A 20,941-nucleotide genomic window follows, 5' to 3' on the forward strand; every position below is an offset into this window, starting at 1 on the left:
TCATGCTTGCCGTGTCCTGCGACAGCCGCGCGGCGGTCGATGCGATGAACGAGGCGGCGGCGAAACATGGCGGCACGGCCGACATCAATGCCAGCAGGATTACGGCTTCATGTACAATCGCAGCCTGGCCGACCCTGACTGCCGCATCTGGGAAGCGATGTGGGTGGACCCGGCCGCGGTGCCGCAGGGCGACGCCAAGCAGGCCTGAAAGGCCTCGACAGAGCGCCGGCCTTGGCAGCCGCTTCCCCGAAACAAGGAGAAGGCGGGTTCTTCAAAGGCACATGACGGTGGTTTGACGGCTTCGCACCGGCAAACCAGCCGCGGGGCCGCAAACCATCGTCCGCGCGACCGCTTGACCGCGCGCCGCCGAATCCGCAGAGTGCGCGCAGTCGACCTTTGAGAGGCTGCCATGACTCGCTTTGCCAAATCCGCTCTTGCTGCCCTGATTTCGCTTTGCACGCCGCTGGCCGCACCCCTTGGCATCACCCAGGCGGTGCAGGCCGCCGATCTTTCCGTCTATTCCGACGAGGACAGCGGCGTCTGCGGGCAGGCCTGGGTGCTGAACAAGATCTCCAGCCGCTTCTCCTATCAGGTGCATCACGTGCCGCATCTGCCTGATGTCTCGATCACCGATTTCCAGCGCATTCACCAGCATCGCTATCTGCCGGCGAGCGAAGAATGGCCGATCGGCCGCCGCTATTGCGGCGCTACCGTCAGCCTCTCCGATGGCCGTGCCCGCACCATCTGGTACCTGATCGAGGAAGGCCAGGGTTTCGCCTCGATCGGCGACAATGTCGAATTCTGCGTTTCGGGCTTCGACCGCTGGATGGTCTACAACGGCCGCTGCCGCGTCCTGCGCTGAGAGCAGTACCTTTCTCCACCTTTGACGCCTGTGGCGAGATCGGCCGCAGGCGTGAGCGGTGAGGGATCTCGATCGCGCTATTCTGTTCATGCGCTGCGGCCGGAACCCGACACATAAGCGCAGATCAGCTCGACGAGTTGCTTCTGCAACTCCGGCGTATCGAGCATGTCGCGCCGCGCGGCATTGTGGATGACGCCCTCGACCGCCGAGGAGAGCACGCGGGCCACGGTCTCATTGTCCTTCCTGCGCTTGCGATACTGCGCTACCGCCGCAGTATAGTGGTCGAGATAGCGCGATTGAAACGAGGCATGAGCGGCGCGCGAGCCGCGATCGCCCGGCGCCTCGTCGAGCAGCACCTGATGCAGGGTTGGATGGATGCTGTGTGCGTCGATCATCCCGCGTACCAGCTCCTGCGCGAATCGCTTGAGCGGCTTGTCGTCCTCTGCTGATTCGGCGATCACCGACAGCACCTGATCGAAATGTCGCCGACGGATTGCCTCGACCAGCGACAGCTTGTCGGGAAAATATTGGTAGAGCGAGCCGATGCTGACACCGGCGGCGTCGGCCACCTTGTTGGTGGTGAAGCCGGCCCAGCCGAGCGTGCTCAGAACATGAGCACCGGCTTCGATGATCGCCTCGACGGTTGCGCGCGAACGCGCCTGGCGCGGCTGCTTGCGCATGCGCGAGCGCGGCTTTGCAATGCGAGTAGACATGCCTGCTCCATCAGCCGAGAATATAGACAACATACTCACATTTTCCGGAAAGGATACAGACCATGAGCGAGCGGAATCTGCTTCGCAGTCTCTTCATCTACCAAGCCTGGGCCAATGGCGAATTGCTGGAGAAACTCGCGAGCCTGGATCAGCAGAAGCATGCGAAGGAACGTCATGCTGCGGTCCGCCTGGTCAACCATAATCTCGTCGTGTCGAGAATATTCGCGGCGCATCTTTCCGGCACGCATCACGGCTACGCGTCAGACGACACCGAGGACATGCCGGCGCTCGATGAACTCAGCGCCGATGTCGCTGCGATGGATCGCTGGTATCTCGACTATCTCGAAGCCGTGTCGCCTGAACTTCTGTCACAGCCTGTGCCCTTCATCTTCACCGACGGCGACAAGGCAATGATGTCGCGCCAGGAAATGCTGACCCATGTCGTCACCCACGGCGGCTACCATCGCGGTGAGATCGGGCGGATCCTGGTGCAGATTGGCGTCAGGCCGCCATGCGATACGTTTGCCGTCCACCTCCACCAGACCGAGCCTGCGCGTCGGCTGCAGATGATGCGTGAGCCCGTTGGGGTGTAGAGCTGCAAGCCTTGGATTCCAAGGGGTACGCTGCTTCGCAGGATAAGGATCGCCGCGATCCTTGGCGCCCCTTTGCCCTCCGAGGAAACTCCCGCGCCGAGGCTGGCAGGTCCCTTCACCTGGCGGAGATATTAGGCAGAACAGAGCGGGCGCTGCTTCCTTCAAATACTGCCTTTCATCATGTCGGGCCAATCTCAAATTGTATACGAGCAAAAAGCTCGCATTCAATTTCGTGCTGTTTTTCTTGTCGTCTGAATGAAGCAAGATCAGTTGATGCGACACGATGGTTTTTTGTGATCTGCCAAGCTACGAATGACCACGCGCGATCGACGCCGCCGCAAGAGATTGAGAACTTGACGAGAAGATCGCATGAGTCGCAACGCTCAGAAATTCTGCTGCAAAAGTTCGCTGTGACGCGCGAAGATTCTTTGCCGATTTCGCTATCGATCATCGCGAACATGCTCTCGGTGTAACCGAAATTTAATCTGCAAGATTCAGTGTAATGCTTCGCTGGCTAGACACGCGCGAGTCAGATATGCATAGGCTCGCCGGGTCACTAACGGCCAACGGCACAAACGCAAGGGGCATCGCATGGCTAAGCAGTCATCCAAAGCGCCGGCATCCAAGGCACCGGCAAAGAAAGCACCAGTAAAGGCAGTGGCGGCGAAAGCGGCAACTGCAGTGAAGAAGGCAGCACCTGCTGCCAAGCCGAAGGCGGCAGCGCCCAAGGCAAAAGCAGCACCGGCTAAGAAGCCGGCTGCGAAGGCCGCTGCCAAGCCGGCAGTGAAGAAAGCAGCACCGGCCAAGGCCAAGGCTGCGCCTGCAAAGAAGGCTGCGCCGGCAAAGAAGGCGGCGCCTGCCAAGAAGCCGGCTGCCAAGGCCGCGGCAAAACCCGCCGCGAAGAAGGCGGCACCTGCCAAGGCTCCGGCCAAGGCCGCCGCTGCGAAATCTACCGCAGCCGTGAAGAAAGCAGCGCCTGCCAAGAAGGCAGCGCCTGCGAAGGCCGCGAAAAAGTAATCGCGTTTCTTCGCGCGCCGGGGACGATGCCGGGACATGAGGGCGGGCGCCTTGGATACGCCGCGCTCTCCGCTTCGGTGTTATGGCGCACGAAAAGAGGGGCGAACGTAATCTATCTTTCGCAGCTCCCAGGACTTCGCCTCACGGCGAAGTCCGGTGGGGCTTTTTTGTTGCCCTGAGCAGACCGCCTGGCTCTCGATATACCGCTTCCTCTGGCGGTCAGTTTTTTCTTCTGCTGGCATTTGCCTGTAGACGTCGATCGGTAGAAACTCACTGTCTGCGAAAACAGGGAACCGATCATGCCGAAGCTGCTCTACGCGTCCTCATCCCCTTACAGCTCCAAGGTGCGCATGGCGGCACTCTATGCCGGCATCGCTGTTGACCTGGTGCCGATCAAGACCGAGGACAAGCCGGCCGAATTGATATCGGCCAATCCGCTCGGCAAGATCCCGGTGCTGGTGCTCGACGACGGCCGCTCGATCCACGACAGCCGCGCCATCACCCAGCACCTCAACCGCGTGTCGAAGAATCTGTTGTTGCCGCGCAATGCCGACAAGCGGCTCGAAGCCGAAGTGCTGGAGGCGCTGGCCGACGGCATCTGCGATTGCGCGCTGTCGATGGTTTATGAGCGGCGCACGCGGCCCGACGAGATGGTCTATCAGCCCTGGCTCGATCGCCAGTGGACGAAGATCACCGCCGCGCTCGATCTCCTCAATGCCAATCCGCCGAAACTGCCCAAGAAGATCACGCTTGGCCAGTTGGCGCTGCGCGCCTGCCTTGGCTATCTCTCGCTGCGCTTCGCCGGCAAATGGGAAAAGGGCCGCGGCCGGCTGACCCGGTGGGCTGCGCGCTTCGACGAGAAGTTTCCGGAGCTGAAGGGGTCCGTGCCGGCGTGAGGGAGCTAAACAAAAAAAGCCGGGCGCAAGGCCCGGCTTTCTTGTGTCGTGGCTTGAACGACAGTTAGAACTTCATACCGACGCCGAAGGTGACGCGGTTGTCGCTTTCCTTGACCTTGGTGCCGACGCTGTCGAAGCTCTTGGAGCCGAAGTCGGTGTAGCGGTACTCGACACGGCCGAACACATTGTCTGTGATCTTGATGTCGGTGCCGACGCCGGCCGTCCAGCCGAGCATGGTGTTGCTGTCGCTGTCGCCCGGAACCGAGATCTTCTGGTTCTTCAGGGCGCCACCGCCGGTGCCGTAAAGCAGGATTTCCGGGGTCACAGCGTAGCCGAGACGGGCGCGCAGCGAGCCTTCGAAGCCGCCCTTGGAATTGACGCCGCCGCTGTCACCCTTGACGCCGTTGTAGCCGAGATCGGCTTCAGCACCGTACACGAAGTTTTCCTGCTGCCACTGGTAGCCGCCGAAAACGCCGCCGACGAAGCCCTTGGTCTTGATGTCGGGGCCGCCGTCGTGGACTTTGGCATGACCGCTGAAACCGTAGCCGGCGCTGATACCGGCATAGGGGCCGGCCCAGGAAGCGACGGGGAGTTCGGCGATCGGGGCAGGTGCCGGGGGCTCTTCCGAGACGACGTCAGCGGCAAAAGCGGTACCGCTGAGGGCGAAGAGCCCGAGCGCGACCGCGATCGGCGCGAATTTGAGATTGGCTTGCATTGTTGTTTACTCCTTAAGCCACAAGACACGTAGGCTTGTTTGTCTTGAGCGCCATCAACCCGTCCGGGGGATGAAACGGCTCTGGCACTCAACGGTTCCGAATGTCGTGTCAAAATGCGGCGGCAGCGAACCTGAAACTGGGTCATTCCCCGGCGCGAATGAGGCCGAAGCTTGACGTTGCATCTTCGCAACAGCGAAATGTCAGCACGCTTGCGATGCTGCACTGCACTCGGCTTGGTGCAAGGAGTCCAGCGTCCTATATTGCGGTCTTGCCGGCCCGAATCCGGACGGGTCCAGGCGCTGAAAAAGCCGTTTCGCCACATTCCTGCCCCAGGTGGAAACGGCATTTAACCCCTGGACGCGTCACAATGTGCCGGCTAGCGGAATTGAGGCTCAGATTGAGGATTGACAGATGATCGAAGCCGCCGAAACGGCGCTGGTGACGGGTGGGGCAAAGCGGATCGGCAAGGCGATCGTCGAGGATCTGGCCGCGCACGGCTTTGCCGTCGCCATCCATGCCAATCGCTCGGGCGCCGAAGCCGACGCGCTTGCCGCGCGCATCAGGGGCGAGGGCGGCCGCGCCGCCGTGGTTGCCGCCGACCTGACCGACATGGACGCCGTTGGCGATCTCGTCGGCCGCGCCGAGGCAGCGCTCGGCCCGGTCACGCTTCTGGTCAACAATGCCTCGCTGTTCGTCGACGACAGCGTCGAGGACTTCGACTGGACCGCCTGGGACCGCCACTTCGCCATCCATGTGAAGACGCCGGCGCAGTTGGCGCAGAACTTCGCCCGTGCCTTGCCGCGGGGGCAGGAGGGGCTGATCGTCAACATCATAGACCAGCGCGTCTGGCGGCCGACGCCGCGCTATTTCTCCTACGCGCTGTCGAAGTCGGCTCTGTGGGCGCAGACTGAGATGCTGGCGCAGGCGCTCGGTCCGCGCATCCGCGTCAACGCCATCGGCCCCGGTCCGACGCTGAAGAATGCGCGCCAGGAAGATCACGATTTCGACAAGCAGGTCGACGGCCTGATCCTGAAGCGCGGCCCGCAATTGGCCGAATTCGGCGCCACCATCCGCTATCTCTGGGAGGCGCGCTCGGTGACCGGCCAGATGATCGCACTCGACGGCGGCCAGCATCTTGCATGGCAGACGCCGGATGTGACAGGCATGGTGGAATGAGTCCCGCAGACCAGAAACACAAGACGCGCGCCGGCGCCGCTGACGATATGCCGCCGGACATCGACCTCGAGGATGAGGCGGCCGAGGAGATCGTCGAGCCCGAGGCCGCTGGACCCGATGTCGCCTTCACCGCGATAGACTGGGCGCCGCATGCCGGCGACGCCGACGGCATGGTCGGCGCCGAGGTCATCCAGACGCTGGTCAAGCGGCTGCCCAATGCGCCCGGCGTCTACCGCATGATGAACGCCGCCGGCGACGTGCTTTATGTCGGCAAGGCGCGCAGCCTGAAGAAGCGGGTGACCAACTACGCGCAAGGCCGGTTCCACACCGCCCGCATCGGCCGCATGGTGCGCGAAACGGCGACGATGGAGTTCGTCGTCACCCGCACCGAGATCGAAGCGCTGCTGCTCGAAGCCAATCTTATCAAGCGCTTGCGGCCGCGATTCAATGTGTTGATGCGGGACGACAAATCGTTCCCTTACATCCTGTTGACCGGCGATCATGTCTCGCCCGGTATCTACAAGCATCGCGGTGCGCGCTCGCGCAAGGGCGACTATTTCGGCCCGTTTGCTTCCGCTGGCGCCGTCGGACGCACCATCAATTCGCTGCAGCGCGCTTTCCTGCTGAGGAGTTGCACCAACTCCTTCTACGAAAACCGCACCCGGCCGTGCCTGCTCTACCAGATCAAGCGCTGCGCCGGTCCTTGCACCGGCGAGATCTCGCACAGTGACTATGCCGAACTGGTCGCCGAGGCGAAGGATTTTCTGTCCGGCCGCAGCCAGAAGGTGAAGACCGAGATCTCTGAAGCCATGCAACAGGCGTCGCAGGAGCTCGATTTCGAGCGCGCCGCCATCTATCGCGACCGGCTAGCGGCGCTGTCGCATGTGCAGAGCCATCAGGGCATCAACCCCGCCACGGTCGACGAGGCCGATGTCTTCGCCATCCACCAGGAGGGCGGCCAGGTCTGCATCCAGGTGTTCTTCTTCCGCACCGGCCAGAACTGGGGCAATCGCGCCTATTTCCCTAAGGCCGATCCGGCGCTGGAGGGGGCGGAAGTGCTGGGCTCGTTCCTGGCGCAGTTCTATGACGACAAGCCGACGCCGCGGAACATTCTTCTGTCGCGAGCCGTCCAGGACCAGGAACTGCTGGCCGAGGCGCTGTCCACCCGCGCCGGCCGCAAAGTGTCGATCTCGGTGCCGCAGCGCGGCGAGAAGAAGGATTTGACGGACAACGCGCTGCAGAATGCCCGCGAGGCGCTCGGCCGCCGGCTGGCCGAAACCTCGACGCAAGGGCGTCTGCTCGCCGGTTTTGCCGAGACCTTCGGCTTGCCGAAGCCGCCCGTGCGCATCGAGGTCTACGACAATTCGCACATTATGGGCACCAACGCCGTCGGCGCCATGGTCGTCGCCGGGCCGGAAGGTTTCGTGAAGAACCAGTACCGGAAATTCAACATCCGCTCGACCGAAATCACGCCCGGCGACGACTTCGGCATGATGCGCGAGGTGATGGAGCGGCGTTTTTCTAGGCTGCTGAAGGAGCATAGCGATGTCGCCGTGGCCGACGATGCGGCGGCAGGCGAGGCAGCCGACGACATCGAGGACGACATTTCCGGCAGTTTCCCGGCATGGCCCGACGTCATCCTGATCGATGGCGGCCAGGGCCAGATGAGTGCGGTGCGCAAGATCCTCGCCGATCTCGGCATCGAGGACCGGGTCGTGGCCATCGGCATCGCCAAGGGCCAGGACCGCGACGCAGGCCGCGAGCGCTTCTTCGTCAAGGGCAGGGACTCGTTTTCGCTCCCGGTGCGTGACCCCGTGCTCTATTTCGTCCAGCGGCTGCGCGACGAGGTTCACCGCTTTGCCATCGGTTCGCACCGCGCGCGGCGCAAGAAGGAATTGGTCAAGAGCCCGCTCGACGAGATCGCCGGCATCGGCCCCGGCCGCAAGCGCGCCCTGCTGCTGGCCTTCGGCACCGCCAAGGCGGTCAGCCGCGCGGCGGTCGAGGATCTGGTCAAGGTCGATGGCATTTCCGAGCAGGTGGCGAAACTGGTCTACAACCATTTCCACGAGAGCTGACCGCCGGGGTGCTATTTTCGTCTGGCCAATCGAATCTCGGCTGTTGACCCCCTACATCCGCTTCTGATTTGAGTACGCAGGCAGAAAGAGTCCCTGAGATATGGCCAAGCGCGCGTTCAACCTGCCCAACATGCTCACCTACGCCCGCATCATCGCGGTGCCGTTGGTGGTGCTGTGCTTTTTTCTCGAAGGGCATCTGAAATCGAGCGACTTCGCCCGCTGGTCGGCGCTGATCATCTTCCTGCTGGCCTCGATCACCGATTATCTCGACGGCTATCTGGCGCGCGCCTGGCAACAGACCTCCAACATCGGCAAGATGCTCGATCCGATAGCCGACAAACTGCTGGTCGCTACCTGCCTGCTGCTCTTGGCCGCCGACACCGACCGGCACGCTGGCATCGCCGGCTGGTCGCTTTGGGCGGCGATCATTATCCTCTGCCGCGAGATCCTGGTCTCGGGCCTGCGCGAATATCTGGCGGCGCTGAAGGTCTCGGTGCCGGTGACCCAACTCGCCAAATGGAAGACCGCCATCCAGATGGTCGCCATCGCCTTCCTGCTTGCCGGCCCTGCCGGCGACAAGATCTTCCCGCTGACCACGCAGACCGGGCTGGTGCTGCTGTGGATCGCCGCACTGGTCACGCTCTACACCGGCTACGACTATTTCCGCGCCGGCCTCAAGCACATCATGGACGAGTGAGATGACCACGCGGCTCATCTATTTTGCCTGGGTGCGCGAACGGATCGGCAAGCCGGAGGAAGACGTCGAATTGCCCGCCGGTATCGAGACGGTGGCCGACCTCTTGCGCTGGCTGAAATCGCGCGGCGAGGAGTATGAGCACGCGCTGCAATATCCCGACGTGATCCGCGTCGCCATCAACCAGGAACATGTAGAGCATCGGGAAAAGGTCGCCGGCGCGCGCGAGATCGCGCTGTTTCCGCCGATGACCGGGGGCTGACACCATGTCCGGCGTGCCGATGGTGCGCATCCAGCGCGAGGATTTCGACGTTGCCGCCGAGATCGCCAGGCTGACGCAGGGCCGCGCCGACATCGGCGCCGTGGTGTCTTTCCAAGGCCTCTGCCGTGACGAGGAAGGTCAGCTGTCGGCACTCGAGCTCGAACATTATCCCGGCATGGCCGAAGCCGAGATCGGCCGCATCGCCGCCGAAGCCATAGCACGCTGGCCGTTGCAAGGGCTCACCGTCATCCATCGCCACGGCAAGATCGCACCCGGCGAAAACATCGTGCTGGTGGTGGCGGCGTCCGCGCACCGACTGGCGGCGTTCGAAGCGGCGAATTTCCTGATGGACTATCTGAAGTCACGTGCGCCGTTCTGGAAGAAGGAGCATCGCGCCGACGGTACCGACGGCGGCTGGGTCGAGGCCAAGCAGGCCGACGACGAGGCGGCGGCTCGCTGGAAGGCGCGGCCTGAATAAATCTCGGCGTAGCCATGTATTGACCGCATTCCCTTGGCCAAATCGCATCTGGCAAAAGGGAGCAAGGGCATGCTGGACAGGATCGCTGAATTCTTCGTCTTCGGTTTTGTGCCGCTGGTCATCGGCATGCTGGCCGTTCCCGAAATGTCTGTCGCCGCCGAGAAAACCCTCAAGGGCGAGGTGATGTATCGCGAGCGCATCGCGCTGCCGCCCAACGCCGTACTTTCGGTACAGCTGGCCGATGTGTCTTTGGCCGATGCGCCGGCCGCCATTGTCGGCGAACGAAAGGTTTCGCCGGCCGGCCAGGTGCCGATCAAGTTCGAGATCAGCTTCGATCCAACGGTGATCCGGCCCAATATGACCTACGCGCTGCAGGCACGCATCACCGCCGACGACAAGCTGCTGTTCATCACGGACACACGCCATCAGGTCGATCCCCTGAGCGATGCGCCGCAGACGATCGTGTTGAAAATGGTGGCGCCGAGCGACACGCCGACTTCGGCCTCGCTGTTCGATCAGAGCTGGCTGGTCGAATATATCGACGGCATCGGTGTGATCGCGCAACCGAAGGCGACGTTCAGGGTCAGTGAAGCCGGCAAGGCCGGCGGCAGCGGCCCTTGCAACGCCTATTTCGCCACCGCCAAGGTCGAGGGCTCGACGATCGCCGTAAGCGACATAGGCTCGACCTACAAGGCCTGTGCGCCGGAGGTGATGGCCGAGGAAAAGGCGCTGTTCGAGGCGTTGGTCAAGGCGGCGTCGTACCATATCGATGCTGGCAAGCTCACCATCGCCGACAAGGACGGCCGCGACATTTTGCGGTTCAACGCGGCAAGCTGATGTCGACGAGCGGCGTGGCGGCGGCGCGGGAATCGTCTTCGCGATTTTTCCGACCCGGATCACGCGACAGCCGGGAATATTCCGGCCGCGCGAAGCGTTAACTTCCCATATGGCGGGTAGGCAAAAGGGACATGTCCCTTCACTGAAGCCGCCAGACCGAATGCGGCTCGATCTGGCCACTCAAAAAGGAGTCCAGACATGAAAAAGCACGCGCTTATCCTTGCCGCCACTGGCATATCGCTGATGGCATTTACCGGCCTTGCCCGGGCGGATGACCATCTCGTCAACGCCCTTGACCATGGTCTCAGCCCCGACAGCCGTGCGTTCACGACCAACAAGGCCGGCCACAGCGGCGACCTCGCGCCGGGGCAGGGCAGCCCGTTTGCCGGTGAGGACACTAGGACACCGGCCACCGACACCGAAGCGGCGAACGATCATGCAAATGTGAAAGAGCGCCAAGCGAAGTGACAGGAAACCCGCCGCGAGGGACGGCGGGAACTCTTGTTCGTCCAATACGCCGCACCGCCAGTTGACCACTTTGGAGCCCATCACGCCTGCGGTGGCGGCGGCGCCGGCGTCAGGCCGAACCGGCGCATCAGGTCCATGAGCCTGGCGCGGTCGGGCGGGCCACCGGCGCTGAAGATGGCGAAGGCCTCGCGAAAATAGTCCGGACCGATCGCCGCCGGCGTCACCACGCAAAGCACCTTGGCGTTCTCGGCGGTATCGTTGTCGAAGCGGTGGACCGCACCGCGCGGAATGCACAGCGCCTGGCCAGGTCCGATATCGTGGCGGTGTCCGTCGACGGTCAGCGTCAGCACGCCTTCGATCCCGTACATCGTCTCTTCATAGTGGTCGTGGCTGTGTGCCGGGGCGGGCAGGCGCTGCGAGCCGGCGACCGTCAGTTCGAAGGCGGCGATGCTGCCGTTCGATTGGTCGCCGGTCAGCAGGAAGCGGATGGCAAGGCCGCCATGGCTGATTGTCTCCTCCGCAGGATTGACGCGAACCTGGCCGGTTTTGTCTAGCATTCCATCCTCCTATGTGGTAAATCGAATTTACCGAAATGAGTAAACTCAATTTACCATAGTGTCAATGCCGCCCCCCACGGAAGATCCACCAAGGAAGCCACCGTTGATCGGTGCGCTGCTGCGCGTGCCGGCCATGGCCATTCACCGCAAACTGATCCGGGATCTGAAGGCCTCGGGTTTCGAGGACCTCAGCCCGCCGCATATGGCGGTGATCCAATATCCCGGCCCTGATGGCCTTCGGCCGAGCGCGCTTGCCGAGCGCGCCGGGATGAGCAAGCAGGCGATGAACCAGTTGCTCAAGACGTTGGAAGCGATGGGCTACATCACCCGCTCGGCGGCGCCCGATGAGAGCGGCGGGACCATTGTCCATTTCACCGACCGCGGGCGCGCCGCCTACCAGAAGATGGCCGACATCTTGCTGGACGTCGAGCGCGAATGGGCCGAGGAGCTTGGGCAGAAGCGTTTCACCGAGCTGAAAACACTGCTCGGCGACCTCTGGGACACGCCGCTCATTCGTTGAGCTCAGACCGGCTTCGCCTTCTCGAACCGCGCCCCATAGTGATAGGGCGGCACCTCGACCAGTTTAACAAGCTTCAGGCCGCCGGCTTCGGCATCCGCGATGGTCTGTCGCGGCGACAGCCTGAGTTCGGTTCGCGGGCCGCGCGGCTCGCCCAACACCGTGGTCGTCTCGCGCGGGTGCTGGTGCCAGTTGACGATGGCAAAATATCCGCCGGGAGCGAGCGCTTCGTGCACGGCACGTGCCAGCCGCGGCCGGTCGGGCACGCCGTGGAAGGCGTTGGCCATGAAGACGAAGTCAACTGGCCGGGACACCAGGCTCGCGAGTTCGTAGGCGTCGCCGGCGACGAATTCGCAATTGGCCACGCCGGCGTCGGTCAGCCGGCGTTGCGCGGCCTCCAGCTGGTCGGCGTCGATGTCTATGGCGATGACACGGCGGGCGACCGTGGCGATCGGCAGCGTAAACCAGCCGTCGCCGCAGCAGAGGTCGACTACCTCTATGCCCGGCTCCAGCCCAGTTGCCGCAAGCACGGCGGCGGGATCCGGCCACAGCGCCTCCCACCAGCCGCTCGACGGCATCTCGGTGCCCTGGAAGAAACCGGGGATGGCGCTGGTCATGGTCGGGTCGGGTCCGCTGGTGCGCTATCCGACCTTAGCGCAGGCCGATCTTCGGGGGGAGTGCAGCGAGGTACGATGCCAAAGAAAAAGGCCGGCGAAACGCCGGCCTTTTGAATGCATTCCGTTCCTATCGGCTCAGCCGACGATCTCGGTATCCGAGAACCAGTACTTGATCTCTTCGGCGGCGGTTTCCGGCGCGTCGGAGCCGTGCACCGAGTTCTCGCCGATCGACAGCGCGTGCACCTTGCGGATGGTGCCCTCGGCGGCGTTGGCCGGGTTGGTGGCGCCCATCACTTCGCGGTTCCTGGCAATGGCGTTTTCGCCTTCCAGCACCTGCACAATGGTCGGCGCCGACGACATGAATTCCACCAGCTCGCCAAAGAACGGGCGATCCTTGTGGACGGCGTAGAAGCCTTCTGCCTCACGGCGGCTCATCCACACACGGCGCGAGGCGATGACGCGCAGGCCGGCCTCTTCCAGCATCCTGGTGATGGCGCCGGTGAGGTTGCGCCGGGTCGCGTCCGGCTTGATCATGGAAAAGGTGCGTTCGATCGCCATTGGTCGTCCTTGTGATGAAGAGAGGAATTGGGTGATGAAGAGTGGAATTGGGAGTGGCGGGCTCTATACAAGCCGCTCGGTCCATTGCCAAGGGGAGGCGCCAACGATGCGCCTGGCAGCGCTGTTCGGCCGCGGCGAGACGTTGGACGGCTCTCCGGGTTGAGGTACTATCTCCGAAGGAGGTCGGTTGGCGGAAAATGAGCTGGCACGATCGCAGGCCTGGAGACATCAAGGCAATCCTGCTGATGCTTGCCGTCTTCGGCGGCCTTGTCGCTGCGATGCTGCTCGGGCTCGGCAAGAACACGAACTTCGGCTTCGGCCCGGAATGGCAATGTACCCCGATTGCAAAGGGCGACCCGATCTGTGTCAAGCTCATCCCCAAGGATCAGGCGAAGTGACCGCCATTACCGCCTGATCACCACCGGCGGCCGCCGCCGCTCCCAGCCCTCGCGCTCTAGCGTCGGCACATCATGCTCCTCGCTGGGATAGCCAAGGCAGAAATAGCCGATGAGCGTCCATTCGGGCGGCGTGTCGAGGATTGCGGCCATCTCGGCCGCATCGAGGATCGACACCCAGCCCATGCCGATGCCTTCTGCCCGCGCCGCCAGCCACAGCGTGTGCACTGCCATCACGGCCGAGTAGTCGATGGTCGCCGGCATGGTCATGCGGCCGAGCCCGTGGCCCTGTTCCGTCGTGCGGTCGGCGAAAACCGCGAACTGGCAGGGTGCTTCGTTGAGACCGGCAAGCTTCAGCCGGGCATAGAGCGCTGCGCGCTCGCCCGAAAAACATGTGAGCGCCTCGGCATTGCAGCGCTCGAAAGAGTCTCTCACGGCTGCACGCCGTTCGGCGCTCTCGACCACCACGAAGCGCCACGGCTGGCTGAGCCCGACGGACGGAGCGATGCTGGCAATCTCCAGCAGCCGTTCCAGCGTCCCTTCGGGTAAAGCCGTCCGCTCGAAGCGCCGCACATCCCTGCGCCAGCGCAGCAACGTGACGAGCCCGGCGCGGAAATCGTCGGTGAAATTGGGGGGTGGTGGCATGGCGATCGGGGGGCTTTTGTTGGGAATAGGCAGTAGGCAGTAGGGAATACAGCGCGGAGACCCTATTGCCTACTGCCTATTCCCTAATTCCTAGGCGGCTGCAGCCGCCTCCACCGTACGGCCGAGGCCGCCATGGAGGTCGAGGCAGCGTTCGAACCACTGCGCAACGATGTCGCTGTCGTCGAGCAAGCGGTAGGGCGAGGTGATGCGTGCCCATTGCAGCGCGCCAAAGACGATGTAGTCGGCATAGAGCGGCGACGCGCCACCGATGAATGGCTGATAGCCGAGCATCGAGCGTAGCGGCTCCAGCGCGGCGCGGAAGCCGGCAAGCCCGGCATCGCGGGCCGCCGTCACCGCTTCCAGTGGTTTGCCGAAGCGCTGCTCGCGGCTGGCGCGGAAATAGGCGGCGTTCTCGTCGTCCTGCATGGCGTGGATGTCGAGCAGAGCGGCCGTGGTGACATAGGGATGGATGGTGAACTGCGACCAGCGCTCGATGAAACGCGCCATCGCCTTGCCGCCGTCGCCGGCAAAAAGCGTCGGCCGCTCGGGATAGGTCTCATCCAGATAAAGCGCGATAGCGAAGGAATCGGCCACCACACGAGCGCCGTCGCGGATCACCGGCACGGTCTTCGAGATGCCGCCCTCGACCCTGGGCACGTCGAGAAAGCGGGTCGGCAGGCTGGATCTGTCCAGACTTTTATGTGCAAGCGCCATGGCAATCTTCCAGCAATGCGGGCTGAACGGACGGGTCGTGTCGCGTCCGACGAGTTCATACAACAGAATGGTCATTGGCGGCTGCGTCCTCGCGGTCTAATTAGGCGCCAGCGGTTGAAGCGGAACTCGTCGGCGGGAAGGAAAGATGAAACAGCATTTCATGATGTTTGCGGCCTACAATCAATGGGCCAATGGCCGCATCTACGATGCCGTCGCCGCGCTTGACGAAGAAGAGTTCAACCGCGACGTCGGCGCGTTTTTCGGCTCGATAATGGGCACCCTCAACCATCTGCTTGCCACCGACCGCATCTGGATGAAACGCTTCACCGGCGAGGGCGACGCACCGGCAAAGCTCGACGCCATCCTGCACCGCGCTTTGCCTGGCCTCCGGCTGGCGCGCGAGGCCGAGGACAGGCGGATCGTCGACTGGGTCGGCGGTCTGACTGAAAAGGCCTTGTCCGGCCGCTTCTCCTACATGACCGTTTCCGACATGCGCACCGTCTCGCAGCGGCTGGCGCCGGCGCTGGCCCACGTCTTCAACCATCAGACCCATCACCGCGGCCAGGCGCACGCCATCCTGACCATTCTTGGCCGGCCTTCGGTGCAGCTGGATCTGGCGTTTTTCCAGCGCACCGACGAAGGCCGCGCCTACGCCTGATGCACCTTCCAGCAATCCGAGTGGTAGATTGCTCAAATTTAAAAATTTGAGCAAGTTCGTCTAAATTCTTCTTGCCGCAGCGTAGAGATTAAAAACCACGACTCTTCATATGCACAAAAGCTAAAGAAACCAAAACACCGCTCTCCGCGTATCTTATCGAAAAAGAACGAGCGCGTTTAAATCTGCGAGTGCTGAAATGCGAAAATAGAAAACCACACAGGAGAGTGTTATGGCCAGTATCGTAAAGAGAATCGCCAGCACATTGGCGAGTGGTGCAATCATCGTTATTCTCGCCATGCCTGCGAACGCCCAAAGCGTCGGGCTTGGTGGACTTGGCGGCGTATCCGTCGGCGGAAACAGAGCCGACGCCAATGCGGGCGGGCCAAATGGAGCTGACGCAAATGCATCTTTCGGCGGTAGCAGAACCAGTGCCAACGTTTCGATCGGCGGCACAAATGGCGCCGATGGGACTGCCACCATCGGCGGCAGCAGTTCCACAGCTACGGCATCCATCGGTGGCACCAACGGCGCTGGAGCAAATGCAAGTTTGGGCAACGGCACCAACAGCGCCGTCGGCGTGACGCTCGGCGGCACGAGCGCCAATGTTGGAGTTGGAACGCCAGGGGTTCCTGGCACCCTCGGCACTGCGGCAACTGCCACCACGCCGGCTATGCCGGGCGTCGTTGCCAGCATGTCGGCCAGCCAGCTGACACGCTTGAAGAAGCGCTGCATCGATGTGCTCAGCAGCGAGGGCACCTACGACAGCGACCTGCGGCAGCTCTGCCTGATGATCTCCCGTCGCTGAGACGGGTTTCGCCGGGAGTGTCGAACCAGCCGTGAGGCTTTACGGCACTCTCCTACTGCATGCCCCGGGCTTCCCGAGGACATGCGCTGACGAGAAGCCTCCGGCCAGTCGGAAAGCCCGCCACGCGAGTGGGGGGCTTTTTGTGGCCGCCGGCATCTTCACGGTTTCGACGGGCTGTTAACCACATTACAATTGAAGGCAAGGTTTTAGGGTTTCATTTGTGTTCCTACTGCAAAGTGGCGGACACGGTGGAGAATGGCATGCGGATCGATCTGTCGCCCACGAGTTGGGGCAGGGTCATTGTGGTCACAGTTGTCGGCACGGCGATCTGTATCGCGGCTGCCTTCTTCGTCGATTCCTACAATTTTCCGTCGCTGTCGCCTGATGCGTTGCGCTGGGCGCAACTCACCGACCTGTTGCTGCCGCTTGTGCTGGGTGGATCGTTCTTTTCTTTCCTGATGTGCAAGATGCGCCAGCTGGCCATCGCCCAGAAAGAGCTGAGCATCGTCGCGGCGACCGACAGCCTGACGGCGGTGTTCAACCGCGGCGCGTTTTCAATGCTGGTCGAAGCCTATCTCGACCAGGCACGCAGCCAGGCCGTCGTCAATGCCGGCGCCCTGCTGATCGTCGACGCCGACCATTTCAAGACCATCAACGATCGACTGGGTCACGATTGCGGCGATCAGGCGCTGAAGCTGATTGCCGAGACGATCAAGGCCCAGCTGCGCGGCGCCGACATTGTCGGACGCATCGGCGGCGAGGAGTTCGCCGTTTTCCTGCCCGGCGCCGACCCGTCGCAGTCCTGGCTGGTCGCCGAGGGGATCCGGCGGCGCATCCGCGAGGTCGAATTTGCCCCGGGTGGACGACCTTGTCCGCTCTCGGTGAGCATCGGCGGCGTCGCCTTCAGCGGGCCCACCACCTATGCCGATATGTTCCTGACGGCCGACCGGCACCTCTACAAGGCCAAGTCGAACGGGCGCGACCAGGTCAGTTTTGAGACAACCGGGCCGCGCGGCCTGCTGACCGGCGATCCGGCAACGTTCCATTGAGAGGGTCGGAGCGGGCCTGATCAGCCGGATCGCTGCAACGCCGACCTGATATAGCGCGGTGGAGCTGTTACCGTCCACGATGTCGACTGCAGCGGCGCCTCATTCCTTGTCCCTTGTCGCGAGCGCCTGAATCTGCCGGTTCATGGCGCGGCCCGTCAACAATCCGTTCATCCCTTGGCCATTAATCTCTGCCGAACCAATCTTCGGCTACAACGAGGGCAGGGTGTCGGATCTCGTAGACCTCAAGGCGGTGCTGGTGATCGCGCTTATCTTCATTCCGCTGGAGCGGCTATTGCCGCTGCATGCGGAGCAATCATCGACGCGCCGGCATTGGCTGAACGACGTCGTCTACCTCTTGTTCAACGGCATTATCATCAAGATCGGCCTGCTCATCGTGATCGGCACAGCCATGCTGGTGCTCCACCAGTTTGTTCCGGCCGGGCTTACGCAGGCGGTGCAGTCGCAGCCGGTCTGGCTGCAGGCGGTGGAGGTTCTGGTGCTGGCCGATACCGGCTTCTACCTGGCGCATCGCGCCTTTCACGCCATCCCGTTCCTGTGGCGCTTCCATTCGATCCACCACAGCATCGAGGAGATGGATTGGCTGGCCGCGCACCGCGTCCATCCTGTCGACCAGATCCTGACCAAATCGGCCTCGTTCGTGCCGGTCTTCGCGCTCGATTTCTCGAGCACCGCCATACTGATCTTCACGCTGATCTATCAGTGGCAGTCGCTGTTCATCCATTCCAACACGCGTATCAAGGTCGGACCGTTGAAATGGCTTCTCGCGTCACCGCAGTTTCATCATTGGCATCATGCCAATGAGCGGGAAGCCTGGGACAAGAATTTCGCCGGGCAGCTGCCTTTGCTCGACATGCTGGGAGGCACGTTGTTCATGCCCGACAGGATGCCGCAGAAATACGGCACCGATGACCCGGTCCCGCCGCTCTATCATCAGCAGCTTGCCTATCCGTTTGTCGGCAGCACCGAACAGCTCGCGCAAGCTGCAAGGCTGGCCGAAGCCGCACCTACGTCGGCCGGCAAGTCCGATTGATCTTTTCGCCGACCAGGTTTGATCCGCCATCTCAGGCGGCGTAGCCGCCATAGCCGCGCGCGACCGGCTTGACCGAGATGATCGGCTGGACAGCGGGCCAGAGGATGCCTGCCGTTACCGCAAAGGTGATCAGGGCATCGCGCGCGGCCTCAGTCGAGATTTCGCCGGCGCGTGCCGCCTCGCAGGCCTTCACCGCGGCGCCATAGCTCAAGCGCCGGCGCGACGGCGGAAACTCGGTCAGGAAATCATGCATTTCGAACAGCGAAGCAAGCATGCGTTTGTGGCCGGCGCCAACGGTAACGGCAACCGGGGTGAAGAACATCGCGTCGTGCATTCTGGCCTCTCTGGATGTGGGGAGGGACGGCGGGCGCCGCTCTCCGATCGCGGGTTGGACGCCGAAAAACGCGGCGCGGGGCCTGAGGTTCCATGACAGAGAATTTTGCTTTTCGACGTCGCTTCCGAGGGCCGCATCCGCGGCTGCGGCCGGCGGCTATTTCCACATGCCGCGCATGCGGGCGCCGAGATCGACCCTGACTTCAGGTCTGTGGCGCGGATCGTCCTTTGCGTGGACGCTCGCCCACGAAGTCTGCTCGAAGGCGTCGAGGATCGAGGCCGGGATGAAGCGGCTGCGTGAGGCGTAAACGTTGCGGTCGCCGCGCGCCGGCTGGTTGTGCGGATAAAAGCGCTGCGGCGTCACCAGGTGCAGGCCGTCCTTGGCCCGCGTCATCGCGACGTAAAGCAGCCGGCGCTCCTCCTCGATGTCTTCCTTTGTGCCAACGCCGAGATCGGCCGGGATGCAGCCATCGACGGTGTTGAGCACGAAGACATTCTTCCATTCCTGGCCCTTGGCCGAATGGATGGTCGACAGGATCAGATAGTCCTCGTCGCGATGGGGCGGCCCGGCCTGGTCGCTGGTCGCATCCGGTGGATCAAGTGTCAGTTCGGTCAGGAAGCGCTCGCGCGAGGCGTAGCCGGAGGCGATCTGCTCGAGCTGCATGAGGTCGGCTCGCCGCGTCGTTGCGTCCTCATGCATGCGCTCGAGATGCGGCTCGTACCACAGCCTGACCTGTTCGAGATCTGCCGGCCATTTGCCTGACCTGGCGCGCAGGCCGGAATAGAGCGTGACGAATGCCGGCCAGTCCTCCGCCGCGCGTTGCGGTGGCCGGTAGCGGGCGAGCCCCATCGCCTCATCGAGCGATGTCGCCATGGTCTCGACGACGGCGCTGGCCGCCGAAGGGCCGATGCCGGGCAGAAGCTGCAGCACGCGAAAGCCGGCGACGCGGTCGCGCGGGTTCTCGGCAAAGCGCAGCACCGCCAGCACGTCCTTGACGTGGGCGGCGTCAAGGAATTTCAGACCGCCGAACTTGACGAACGGGATGTTGCGGCGCGTCAGCTCGATCTCCAGCGGCCCGCTGTGATGCGAGGCGCGAAACAGCACCGCTTGCGACTTCAGCACCGTGCCGGCCTCGCGCTCGGCAAGGATGGCCTGGCAGACATAATTTGCCTGTTCGGCCTCGTCGCGCACGCTGACCAGTTTCGGCTTTTGCGAGGATTTACGCTCCGACCACAGATTCTTGGTGAAGCGCTCTGATGCCTCGGAGATCACCGCATTGGCCGCCGCCAAAATGGTCTCGGTCGAGCGGTAGTTGCGCTCCAGCATGATGACGTCTGCGGCTCGCGCGAATTGCTGGGGGAAATCCAGGATGTTGCGCACCTCGGCGGCGCGGAACGAATAGATCGACTGCGCGTCGTCGCCGACCACCGTCAGTCCGGCGCCGTCCGGCTTCAGCGCCGAAAGGATCGAGGCCTGCAGCCTGTTGGTGTCCTGGTATTCGTCGACCAGAACATGGTCGAAACGGGAGGAAAGATGCGCGGCGATTTCAGGCTCGGCCGCCATTTGCGCCCAGTAGAGCAGGAGGTCGTCGTAATCGAGCACGTTCTGCGCCTGCTTGGCCTCGACATATCCGGCGAACAGCGCCTTTAGCTGTTCTGCCCACCCTGAGCACCAGGGAAAAGCCGCGCCCAGCACCTCGCCGAGCGGCGCCTGCGCGTTGACAGTGCGCGAATAGATCGCCAGGCACGTGCCCTTGGTCGGAAAACGGCTTTCAGTCTTCGAAAAGCCGAGCTCATGCCGGGCAAGATTCATCAGGTCGGCGGAATCCTCCCGGTCGTGGATGGTAAAGGCCGGATCGAGGCCGATCGTCAGCGCATAGTCGCGCAGCAGCCGGGCGCCGATGCCGTGAAACGTGCCCGCCCAACTCAGCGCGTCGGCGATGACGGACGCATCGCGGCCCAGCGCCTCACCGGCAATGCGCTCGACCCGCCTGGCCATTTCGGCGGCGGCCCGGCGCGAGAACGTCATCAAAAGGATCCGTCGCGGATCGGCGCCCTTGACCACCAGATGCGCCACTCGGTGGGCCAGCGTGTTGGTCTTGCCGGAGCCGGCGCCCGCAATCACCAGCAACGGCCCGGCGATCTGGCCGTCGCCATGCTCGACAGCCAGCCGCTGCTCGGCGTTGAGCTTGGCGAGATAAGCGGGCTGCAGAGTCGAATCATTGATGGCGATGGTCATCGCCCATCAAGCATCG

General features: G+C 63.1%; 27 protein-coding genes. 17 read left to right on the forward strand and 10 right to left on the reverse strand.

Going from position 1 to position 20,941, the window contains the following annotated elements; genetic code table 11:
• The first annotated feature begins 409 nt into the window (after positions 1–409).
• Positions 410–862 carry a hypothetical protein gene (locus tag FJV77_RS16260; protein WP_142867794.1) on the forward strand — a complete coding sequence of 151 codons (453 nt, stop codon included), beginning with the start codon at positions 410–412 and terminating at the stop codon, positions 860–862.
• An 86-nt stretch (positions 863–948) separates the two neighbouring features.
• Here the strand turns inward: FJV77_RS16260 and FJV77_RS16265 are convergent, their stop codons facing one another.
• Positions 949–1,575 carry a TetR/AcrR family transcriptional regulator gene (locus tag FJV77_RS16265; protein ID WP_348643825.1) on the reverse strand — a complete coding sequence of 209 codons (627 nt, stop codon included), beginning with the start codon at positions 1,573–1,575 and terminating at the stop codon, positions 949–951.
• Positions 1,576–1,637: 62 nt separating this feature from the next.
• Between FJV77_RS16265 and FJV77_RS16270 the strand changes: the two genes are divergently transcribed.
• Positions 1,638–2,168 (forward strand): DinB family protein, encoded by a 531-nt coding sequence (locus tag FJV77_RS16270; RefSeq protein ID WP_142867795.1) that lies wholly within the window; start codon positions 1,638–1,640, stop codon positions 2,166–2,168.
• A gap of 178 nt (positions 2,169–2,346) precedes the next feature.
• Here FJV77_RS16270 and FJV77_RS16275 read toward each other — a convergent pair whose 3' ends face one another.
• Entirely contained in the window at positions 2,347–2,619 is a 273-nt protein-coding gene (locus tag FJV77_RS16275; RefSeq protein WP_142867796.1) for a hypothetical protein, read from the reverse strand.
• A gap of 140 nt (positions 2,620–2,759) precedes the next feature.
• Here FJV77_RS16275 and FJV77_RS16280 point away from each other — a divergent pair, with 140 nt between their 5' ends.
• Entirely contained in the window at positions 2,760–3,185 is a 426-nt protein-coding gene (locus FJV77_RS16280; RefSeq protein ID WP_142867797.1) for a histone, read from the forward strand.
• Positions 3,186–3,484: 299 nt separating this feature from the next.
• The gene (locus FJV77_RS16285; RefSeq protein WP_142867798.1) at positions 3,485–4,081 is read left to right on the forward strand and encodes a glutathione S-transferase family protein; all 597 of its coding nucleotides are present in this window, start codon (positions 3,485–3,487) and stop codon (positions 4,079–4,081) included.
• Between the two features lie 64 nt (positions 4,082–4,145).
• Here FJV77_RS16285 and FJV77_RS16290 read toward each other — a convergent pair whose 3' ends face one another.
• On the reverse strand, positions 4,146–4,796 hold the full coding sequence (locus tag FJV77_RS16290) for an outer membrane protein (RefSeq protein WP_142867799.1): 651 nt from the start codon (positions 4,794–4,796) through the stop codon (positions 4,146–4,148).
• 412 nt (positions 4,797–5,208) lie between these two features.
• On the opposite strand from FJV77_RS16290, the gene FJV77_RS16295 reads away from it, so the two are divergent.
• From FJV77_RS16295 to FJV77_RS16325, 7 genes are all read left to right on the forward strand, one after another.
• Positions 5,209–5,973 (forward strand): SDR family oxidoreductase, encoded by a 765-nt coding sequence (locus tag FJV77_RS16295; RefSeq protein WP_142867800.1) that lies wholly within the window; start codon positions 5,209–5,211, stop codon positions 5,971–5,973.
• Positions 5,970–8,048, forward strand: coding sequence for an excinuclease ABC subunit UvrC (gene uvrC / locus FJV77_RS16300; protein WP_142867801.1), 2,079 nt, complete (start codon positions 5,970–5,972; stop codon positions 8,046–8,048). Before FJV77_RS16295 ends, uvrC begins: the two co-directional genes overlap by 4 nt.
• 100 nt (positions 8,049–8,148) lie before the next feature.
• A complete protein-coding gene (pgsA, locus tag FJV77_RS16305) occupies positions 8,149–8,745 on the forward strand; it encodes a CDP-diacylglycerol--glycerol-3-phosphate 3-phosphatidyltransferase (RefSeq protein WP_091577231.1) in 597 nt (198 codons plus the stop codon).
• A gap of 1 nt (position 8,746) precedes the next feature.
• Positions 8,747–9,004: a molybdopterin converting factor subunit 1 gene (gene moaD, locus FJV77_RS16310; protein ID WP_112560833.1), complete on the forward strand. Its 258-nt coding sequence runs from the start codon at positions 8,747–8,749 to the stop codon at positions 9,002–9,004.
• A 4-nt stretch (positions 9,005–9,008) separates the two neighbouring features.
• Entirely contained in the window at positions 9,009–9,482 is a 474-nt protein-coding gene (locus FJV77_RS16315) for a molybdenum cofactor biosynthesis protein MoaE (RefSeq protein WP_142867802.1), read from the forward strand.
• A gap of 69 nt (positions 9,483–9,551) precedes the next feature.
• On the forward strand, positions 9,552–10,319 hold the full coding sequence (locus FJV77_RS16320; RefSeq protein WP_142867803.1) for a YbaY family lipoprotein: 768 nt from the start codon (positions 9,552–9,554) through the stop codon (positions 10,317–10,319).
• A 198-nt stretch (positions 10,320–10,517) separates the two neighbouring features.
• Positions 10,518–10,787 (forward strand): hypothetical protein, encoded by a 270-nt coding sequence (locus FJV77_RS16325; protein WP_142867804.1) that lies wholly within the window; start codon positions 10,518–10,520, stop codon positions 10,785–10,787.
• An 80-nt stretch (positions 10,788–10,867) separates the two neighbouring features.
• Here FJV77_RS16325 and FJV77_RS16330 read toward each other — a convergent pair whose 3' ends face one another.
• Complete coding sequence (locus FJV77_RS16330) at positions 10,868–11,344, reverse strand: cupin domain-containing protein (protein WP_142867805.1); 477 nt, start codon at positions 11,342–11,344, stop codon at positions 10,868–10,870.
• A gap of 103 nt (positions 11,345–11,447) precedes the next feature.
• Between FJV77_RS16330 and FJV77_RS16335 the strand changes: the two genes are divergently transcribed.
• A complete protein-coding gene (locus FJV77_RS16335; RefSeq protein WP_246691282.1) occupies positions 11,448–11,864 on the forward strand; it encodes a MarR family transcriptional regulator in 417 nt (138 codons plus the stop codon).
• 2 nt (positions 11,865–11,866) lie between these two features.
• Here FJV77_RS16335 and FJV77_RS16340 read toward each other — a convergent pair whose 3' ends face one another.
• Both FJV77_RS16340 and ndk read right to left on the reverse strand, forming a co-directional pair.
• Positions 11,867–12,478: a class I SAM-dependent methyltransferase gene (locus FJV77_RS16340; RefSeq protein ID WP_142867807.1), complete on the reverse strand. Its 612-nt coding sequence runs from the start codon at positions 12,476–12,478 to the stop codon at positions 11,867–11,869.
• A gap of 135 nt (positions 12,479–12,613) precedes the next feature.
• Positions 12,614–13,036, reverse strand: a complete 423-nt coding sequence (gene ndk, locus FJV77_RS16345; RefSeq protein WP_142867808.1) for a nucleoside-diphosphate kinase — start codon at positions 13,034–13,036, stop codon at positions 12,614–12,616.
• A gap of 197 nt (positions 13,037–13,233) precedes the next feature.
• Here ndk and FJV77_RS16350 point away from each other — a divergent pair, with 197 nt between their 5' ends.
• The gene (locus FJV77_RS16350) at positions 13,234–13,434 is read left to right on the forward strand and encodes a hypothetical protein (protein ID WP_142867809.1); all 201 of its coding nucleotides are present in this window, start codon (positions 13,234–13,236) and stop codon (positions 13,432–13,434) included.
• 6 nt (positions 13,435–13,440) lie between these two features.
• Here FJV77_RS16350 and bluB read toward each other — a convergent pair whose 3' ends face one another.
• Positions 13,441–14,076 (reverse strand): 5,6-dimethylbenzimidazole synthase, encoded by a 636-nt coding sequence (gene bluB, locus FJV77_RS16355; protein WP_142867810.1) that lies wholly within the window; start codon positions 14,074–14,076, stop codon positions 13,441–13,443.
• A 90-nt stretch (positions 14,077–14,166) separates the two neighbouring features.
• Positions 14,167–14,865, reverse strand: a complete 699-nt coding sequence (locus FJV77_RS16360; protein WP_142867811.1) for a glutathione S-transferase family protein — start codon at positions 14,863–14,865, stop codon at positions 14,167–14,169.
• A gap of 70 nt (positions 14,866–14,935) precedes the next feature.
• Here FJV77_RS16360 and FJV77_RS16365 point away from each other — a divergent pair, with 70 nt between their 5' ends.
• The 4 genes from FJV77_RS16365 (at position 14,936) to FJV77_RS16380 (ending at position 18,353) form a co-directional block, all read left to right on the forward strand.
• Complete coding sequence (locus FJV77_RS16365) at positions 14,936–15,448, forward strand: DinB family protein (RefSeq protein WP_142867812.1); 513 nt, start codon at positions 14,936–14,938, stop codon at positions 15,446–15,448.
• A 229-nt stretch (positions 15,449–15,677) separates the two neighbouring features.
• Positions 15,678–16,253: a hypothetical protein gene (locus FJV77_RS16370; protein ID WP_142867813.1), complete on the forward strand. Its 576-nt coding sequence runs from the start codon at positions 15,678–15,680 to the stop codon at positions 16,251–16,253.
• A 260-nt stretch (positions 16,254–16,513) separates the two neighbouring features.
• Positions 16,514–17,302 carry a GGDEF domain-containing protein gene (locus FJV77_RS16375; RefSeq protein WP_142867814.1) on the forward strand — a complete coding sequence of 263 codons (789 nt, stop codon included), beginning with the start codon at positions 16,514–16,516 and terminating at the stop codon, positions 17,300–17,302.
• A gap of 223 nt (positions 17,303–17,525) precedes the next feature.
• Positions 17,526–18,353, forward strand: a complete 828-nt coding sequence (locus tag FJV77_RS16380) for a sterol desaturase family protein (protein WP_142867815.1) — start codon at positions 17,526–17,528, stop codon at positions 18,351–18,353.
• Positions 18,354–18,384: 31 nt separating this feature from the next.
• Here the strand turns inward: FJV77_RS16380 and FJV77_RS16385 are convergent, their stop codons facing one another.
• A complete protein-coding gene (locus tag FJV77_RS16385; protein WP_142867816.1) occupies positions 18,385–18,687 on the reverse strand; it encodes a DUF982 domain-containing protein in 303 nt (100 codons plus the stop codon).
• A gap of 156 nt (positions 18,688–18,843) precedes the next feature.
• The gene (locus tag FJV77_RS16390) at positions 18,844–20,925 is read right to left on the reverse strand and encodes an ATP-dependent helicase (RefSeq protein ID WP_142867817.1); all 2,082 of its coding nucleotides are present in this window, start codon (positions 20,923–20,925) and stop codon (positions 18,844–18,846) included.
• Between the last annotated feature and the right edge of the window lie 16 nt (positions 20,926–20,941).

Origin of the sequence: Mesorhizobium sp. WSM4306 (genome assembly GCF_007003975.1) — a bacterium.
In the GTDB taxonomy this organism is placed as follows: domain Bacteria; phylum Pseudomonadota; class Alphaproteobacteria; order Rhizobiales; family Rhizobiaceae; genus Mesorhizobium.

Excerpts from the sequence above, each read along its gene's own strand:
- pgsA (WP_091577231.1), top strand. The coding sequence starts at position 8,149 with ATGGCCAAGCGCGCGTTCAACCTGCCCAACATGCTCACCTACGCCCGC.
- FJV77_RS16265 (WP_348643825.1), bottom strand. The coding sequence starts at position 1,575 with ATGTCTACTCGCATTGCAAAGCCGCGCTCGCGCATGCGCAAGCAGCCG.
- FJV77_RS16270 (WP_142867795.1), top strand. The coding sequence starts at position 1,638 with ATGAGCGAGCGGAATCTGCTTCGCAGTCTCTTCATCTACCAAGCCTGG.
- FJV77_RS16320 (WP_142867803.1), top strand. The coding sequence starts at position 9,552 with ATGCTGGACAGGATCGCTGAATTCTTCGTCTTCGGTTTTGTGCCGCTG.
- FJV77_RS16370 (WP_142867813.1), top strand. The coding sequence starts at position 15,678 with ATGGCCAGTATCGTAAAGAGAATCGCCAGCACATTGGCGAGTGGTGCA.
- FJV77_RS16290 (WP_142867799.1), bottom strand. The coding sequence starts at position 4,796 with ATGCAAGCCAATCTCAAATTCGCGCCGATCGCGGTCGCGCTCGGGCTC.
- FJV77_RS16385 (WP_142867816.1), bottom strand. The coding sequence starts at position 18,687 with ATGCACGACGCGATGTTCTTCACCCCGGTTGCCGTTACCGTTGGCGCC.
- FJV77_RS16360 (WP_142867811.1), bottom strand. The coding sequence starts at position 14,865 with ATGACCATTCTGTTGTATGAACTCGTCGGACGCGACACGACCCGTCCG.
- FJV77_RS16315 (WP_142867802.1), top strand. The coding sequence starts at position 9,009 with ATGTCCGGCGTGCCGATGGTGCGCATCCAGCGCGAGGATTTCGACGTT.
- FJV77_RS16260 (WP_142867794.1), top strand. The coding sequence starts at position 410 with ATGACTCGCTTTGCCAAATCCGCTCTTGCTGCCCTGATTTCGCTTTGC.
- uvrC (WP_142867801.1), top strand. The coding sequence starts at position 5,970 with ATGAGTCCCGCAGACCAGAAACACAAGACGCGCGCCGGCGCCGCTGAC.
- FJV77_RS16325 (WP_142867804.1), top strand. The coding sequence starts at position 10,518 with ATGAAAAAGCACGCGCTTATCCTTGCCGCCACTGGCATATCGCTGATG.
- FJV77_RS16275 (WP_142867796.1), bottom strand. The coding sequence starts at position 2,619 with ATGATCGATAGCGAAATCGGCAAAGAATCTTCGCGCGTCACAGCGAAC.
- moaD (WP_112560833.1), top strand. The coding sequence starts at position 8,747 with ATGACCACGCGGCTCATCTATTTTGCCTGGGTGCGCGAACGGATCGGC.
- ndk (WP_142867808.1), bottom strand. The coding sequence starts at position 13,036 with ATGGCGATCGAACGCACCTTTTCCATGATCAAGCCGGACGCGACCCGG.
- FJV77_RS16285 (WP_142867798.1), top strand. The coding sequence starts at position 3,485 with ATGCCGAAGCTGCTCTACGCGTCCTCATCCCCTTACAGCTCCAAGGTG.
- FJV77_RS16295 (WP_142867800.1), top strand. The coding sequence starts at position 5,209 with ATGATCGAAGCCGCCGAAACGGCGCTGGTGACGGGTGGGGCAAAGCGG.
- FJV77_RS16330 (WP_142867805.1), bottom strand. The coding sequence starts at position 11,344 with ATGCTAGACAAAACCGGCCAGGTTCGCGTCAATCCTGCGGAGGAGACA.
- FJV77_RS16375 (WP_142867814.1), top strand. The coding sequence starts at position 16,514 with ATGCGGATCGATCTGTCGCCCACGAGTTGGGGCAGGGTCATTGTGGTC.
- FJV77_RS16390 (WP_142867817.1), bottom strand. The coding sequence starts at position 20,925 with ATGACCATCGCCATCAATGATTCGACTCTGCAGCCCGCTTATCTCGCC.
- FJV77_RS16280 (WP_142867797.1), top strand. The coding sequence starts at position 2,760 with ATGGCTAAGCAGTCATCCAAAGCGCCGGCATCCAAGGCACCGGCAAAG.
- FJV77_RS16365 (WP_142867812.1), top strand. The coding sequence starts at position 14,936 with ATGAAACAGCATTTCATGATGTTTGCGGCCTACAATCAATGGGCCAAT.
- bluB (WP_142867810.1), bottom strand. The coding sequence starts at position 14,076 with ATGCCACCACCCCCCAATTTCACCGACGATTTCCGCGCCGGGCTCGTC.
- FJV77_RS16340 (WP_142867807.1), bottom strand. The coding sequence starts at position 12,478 with ATGACCAGCGCCATCCCCGGTTTCTTCCAGGGCACCGAGATGCCGTCG.
- FJV77_RS16350 (WP_142867809.1), top strand. The coding sequence starts at position 13,234 with ATGAGCTGGCACGATCGCAGGCCTGGAGACATCAAGGCAATCCTGCTG.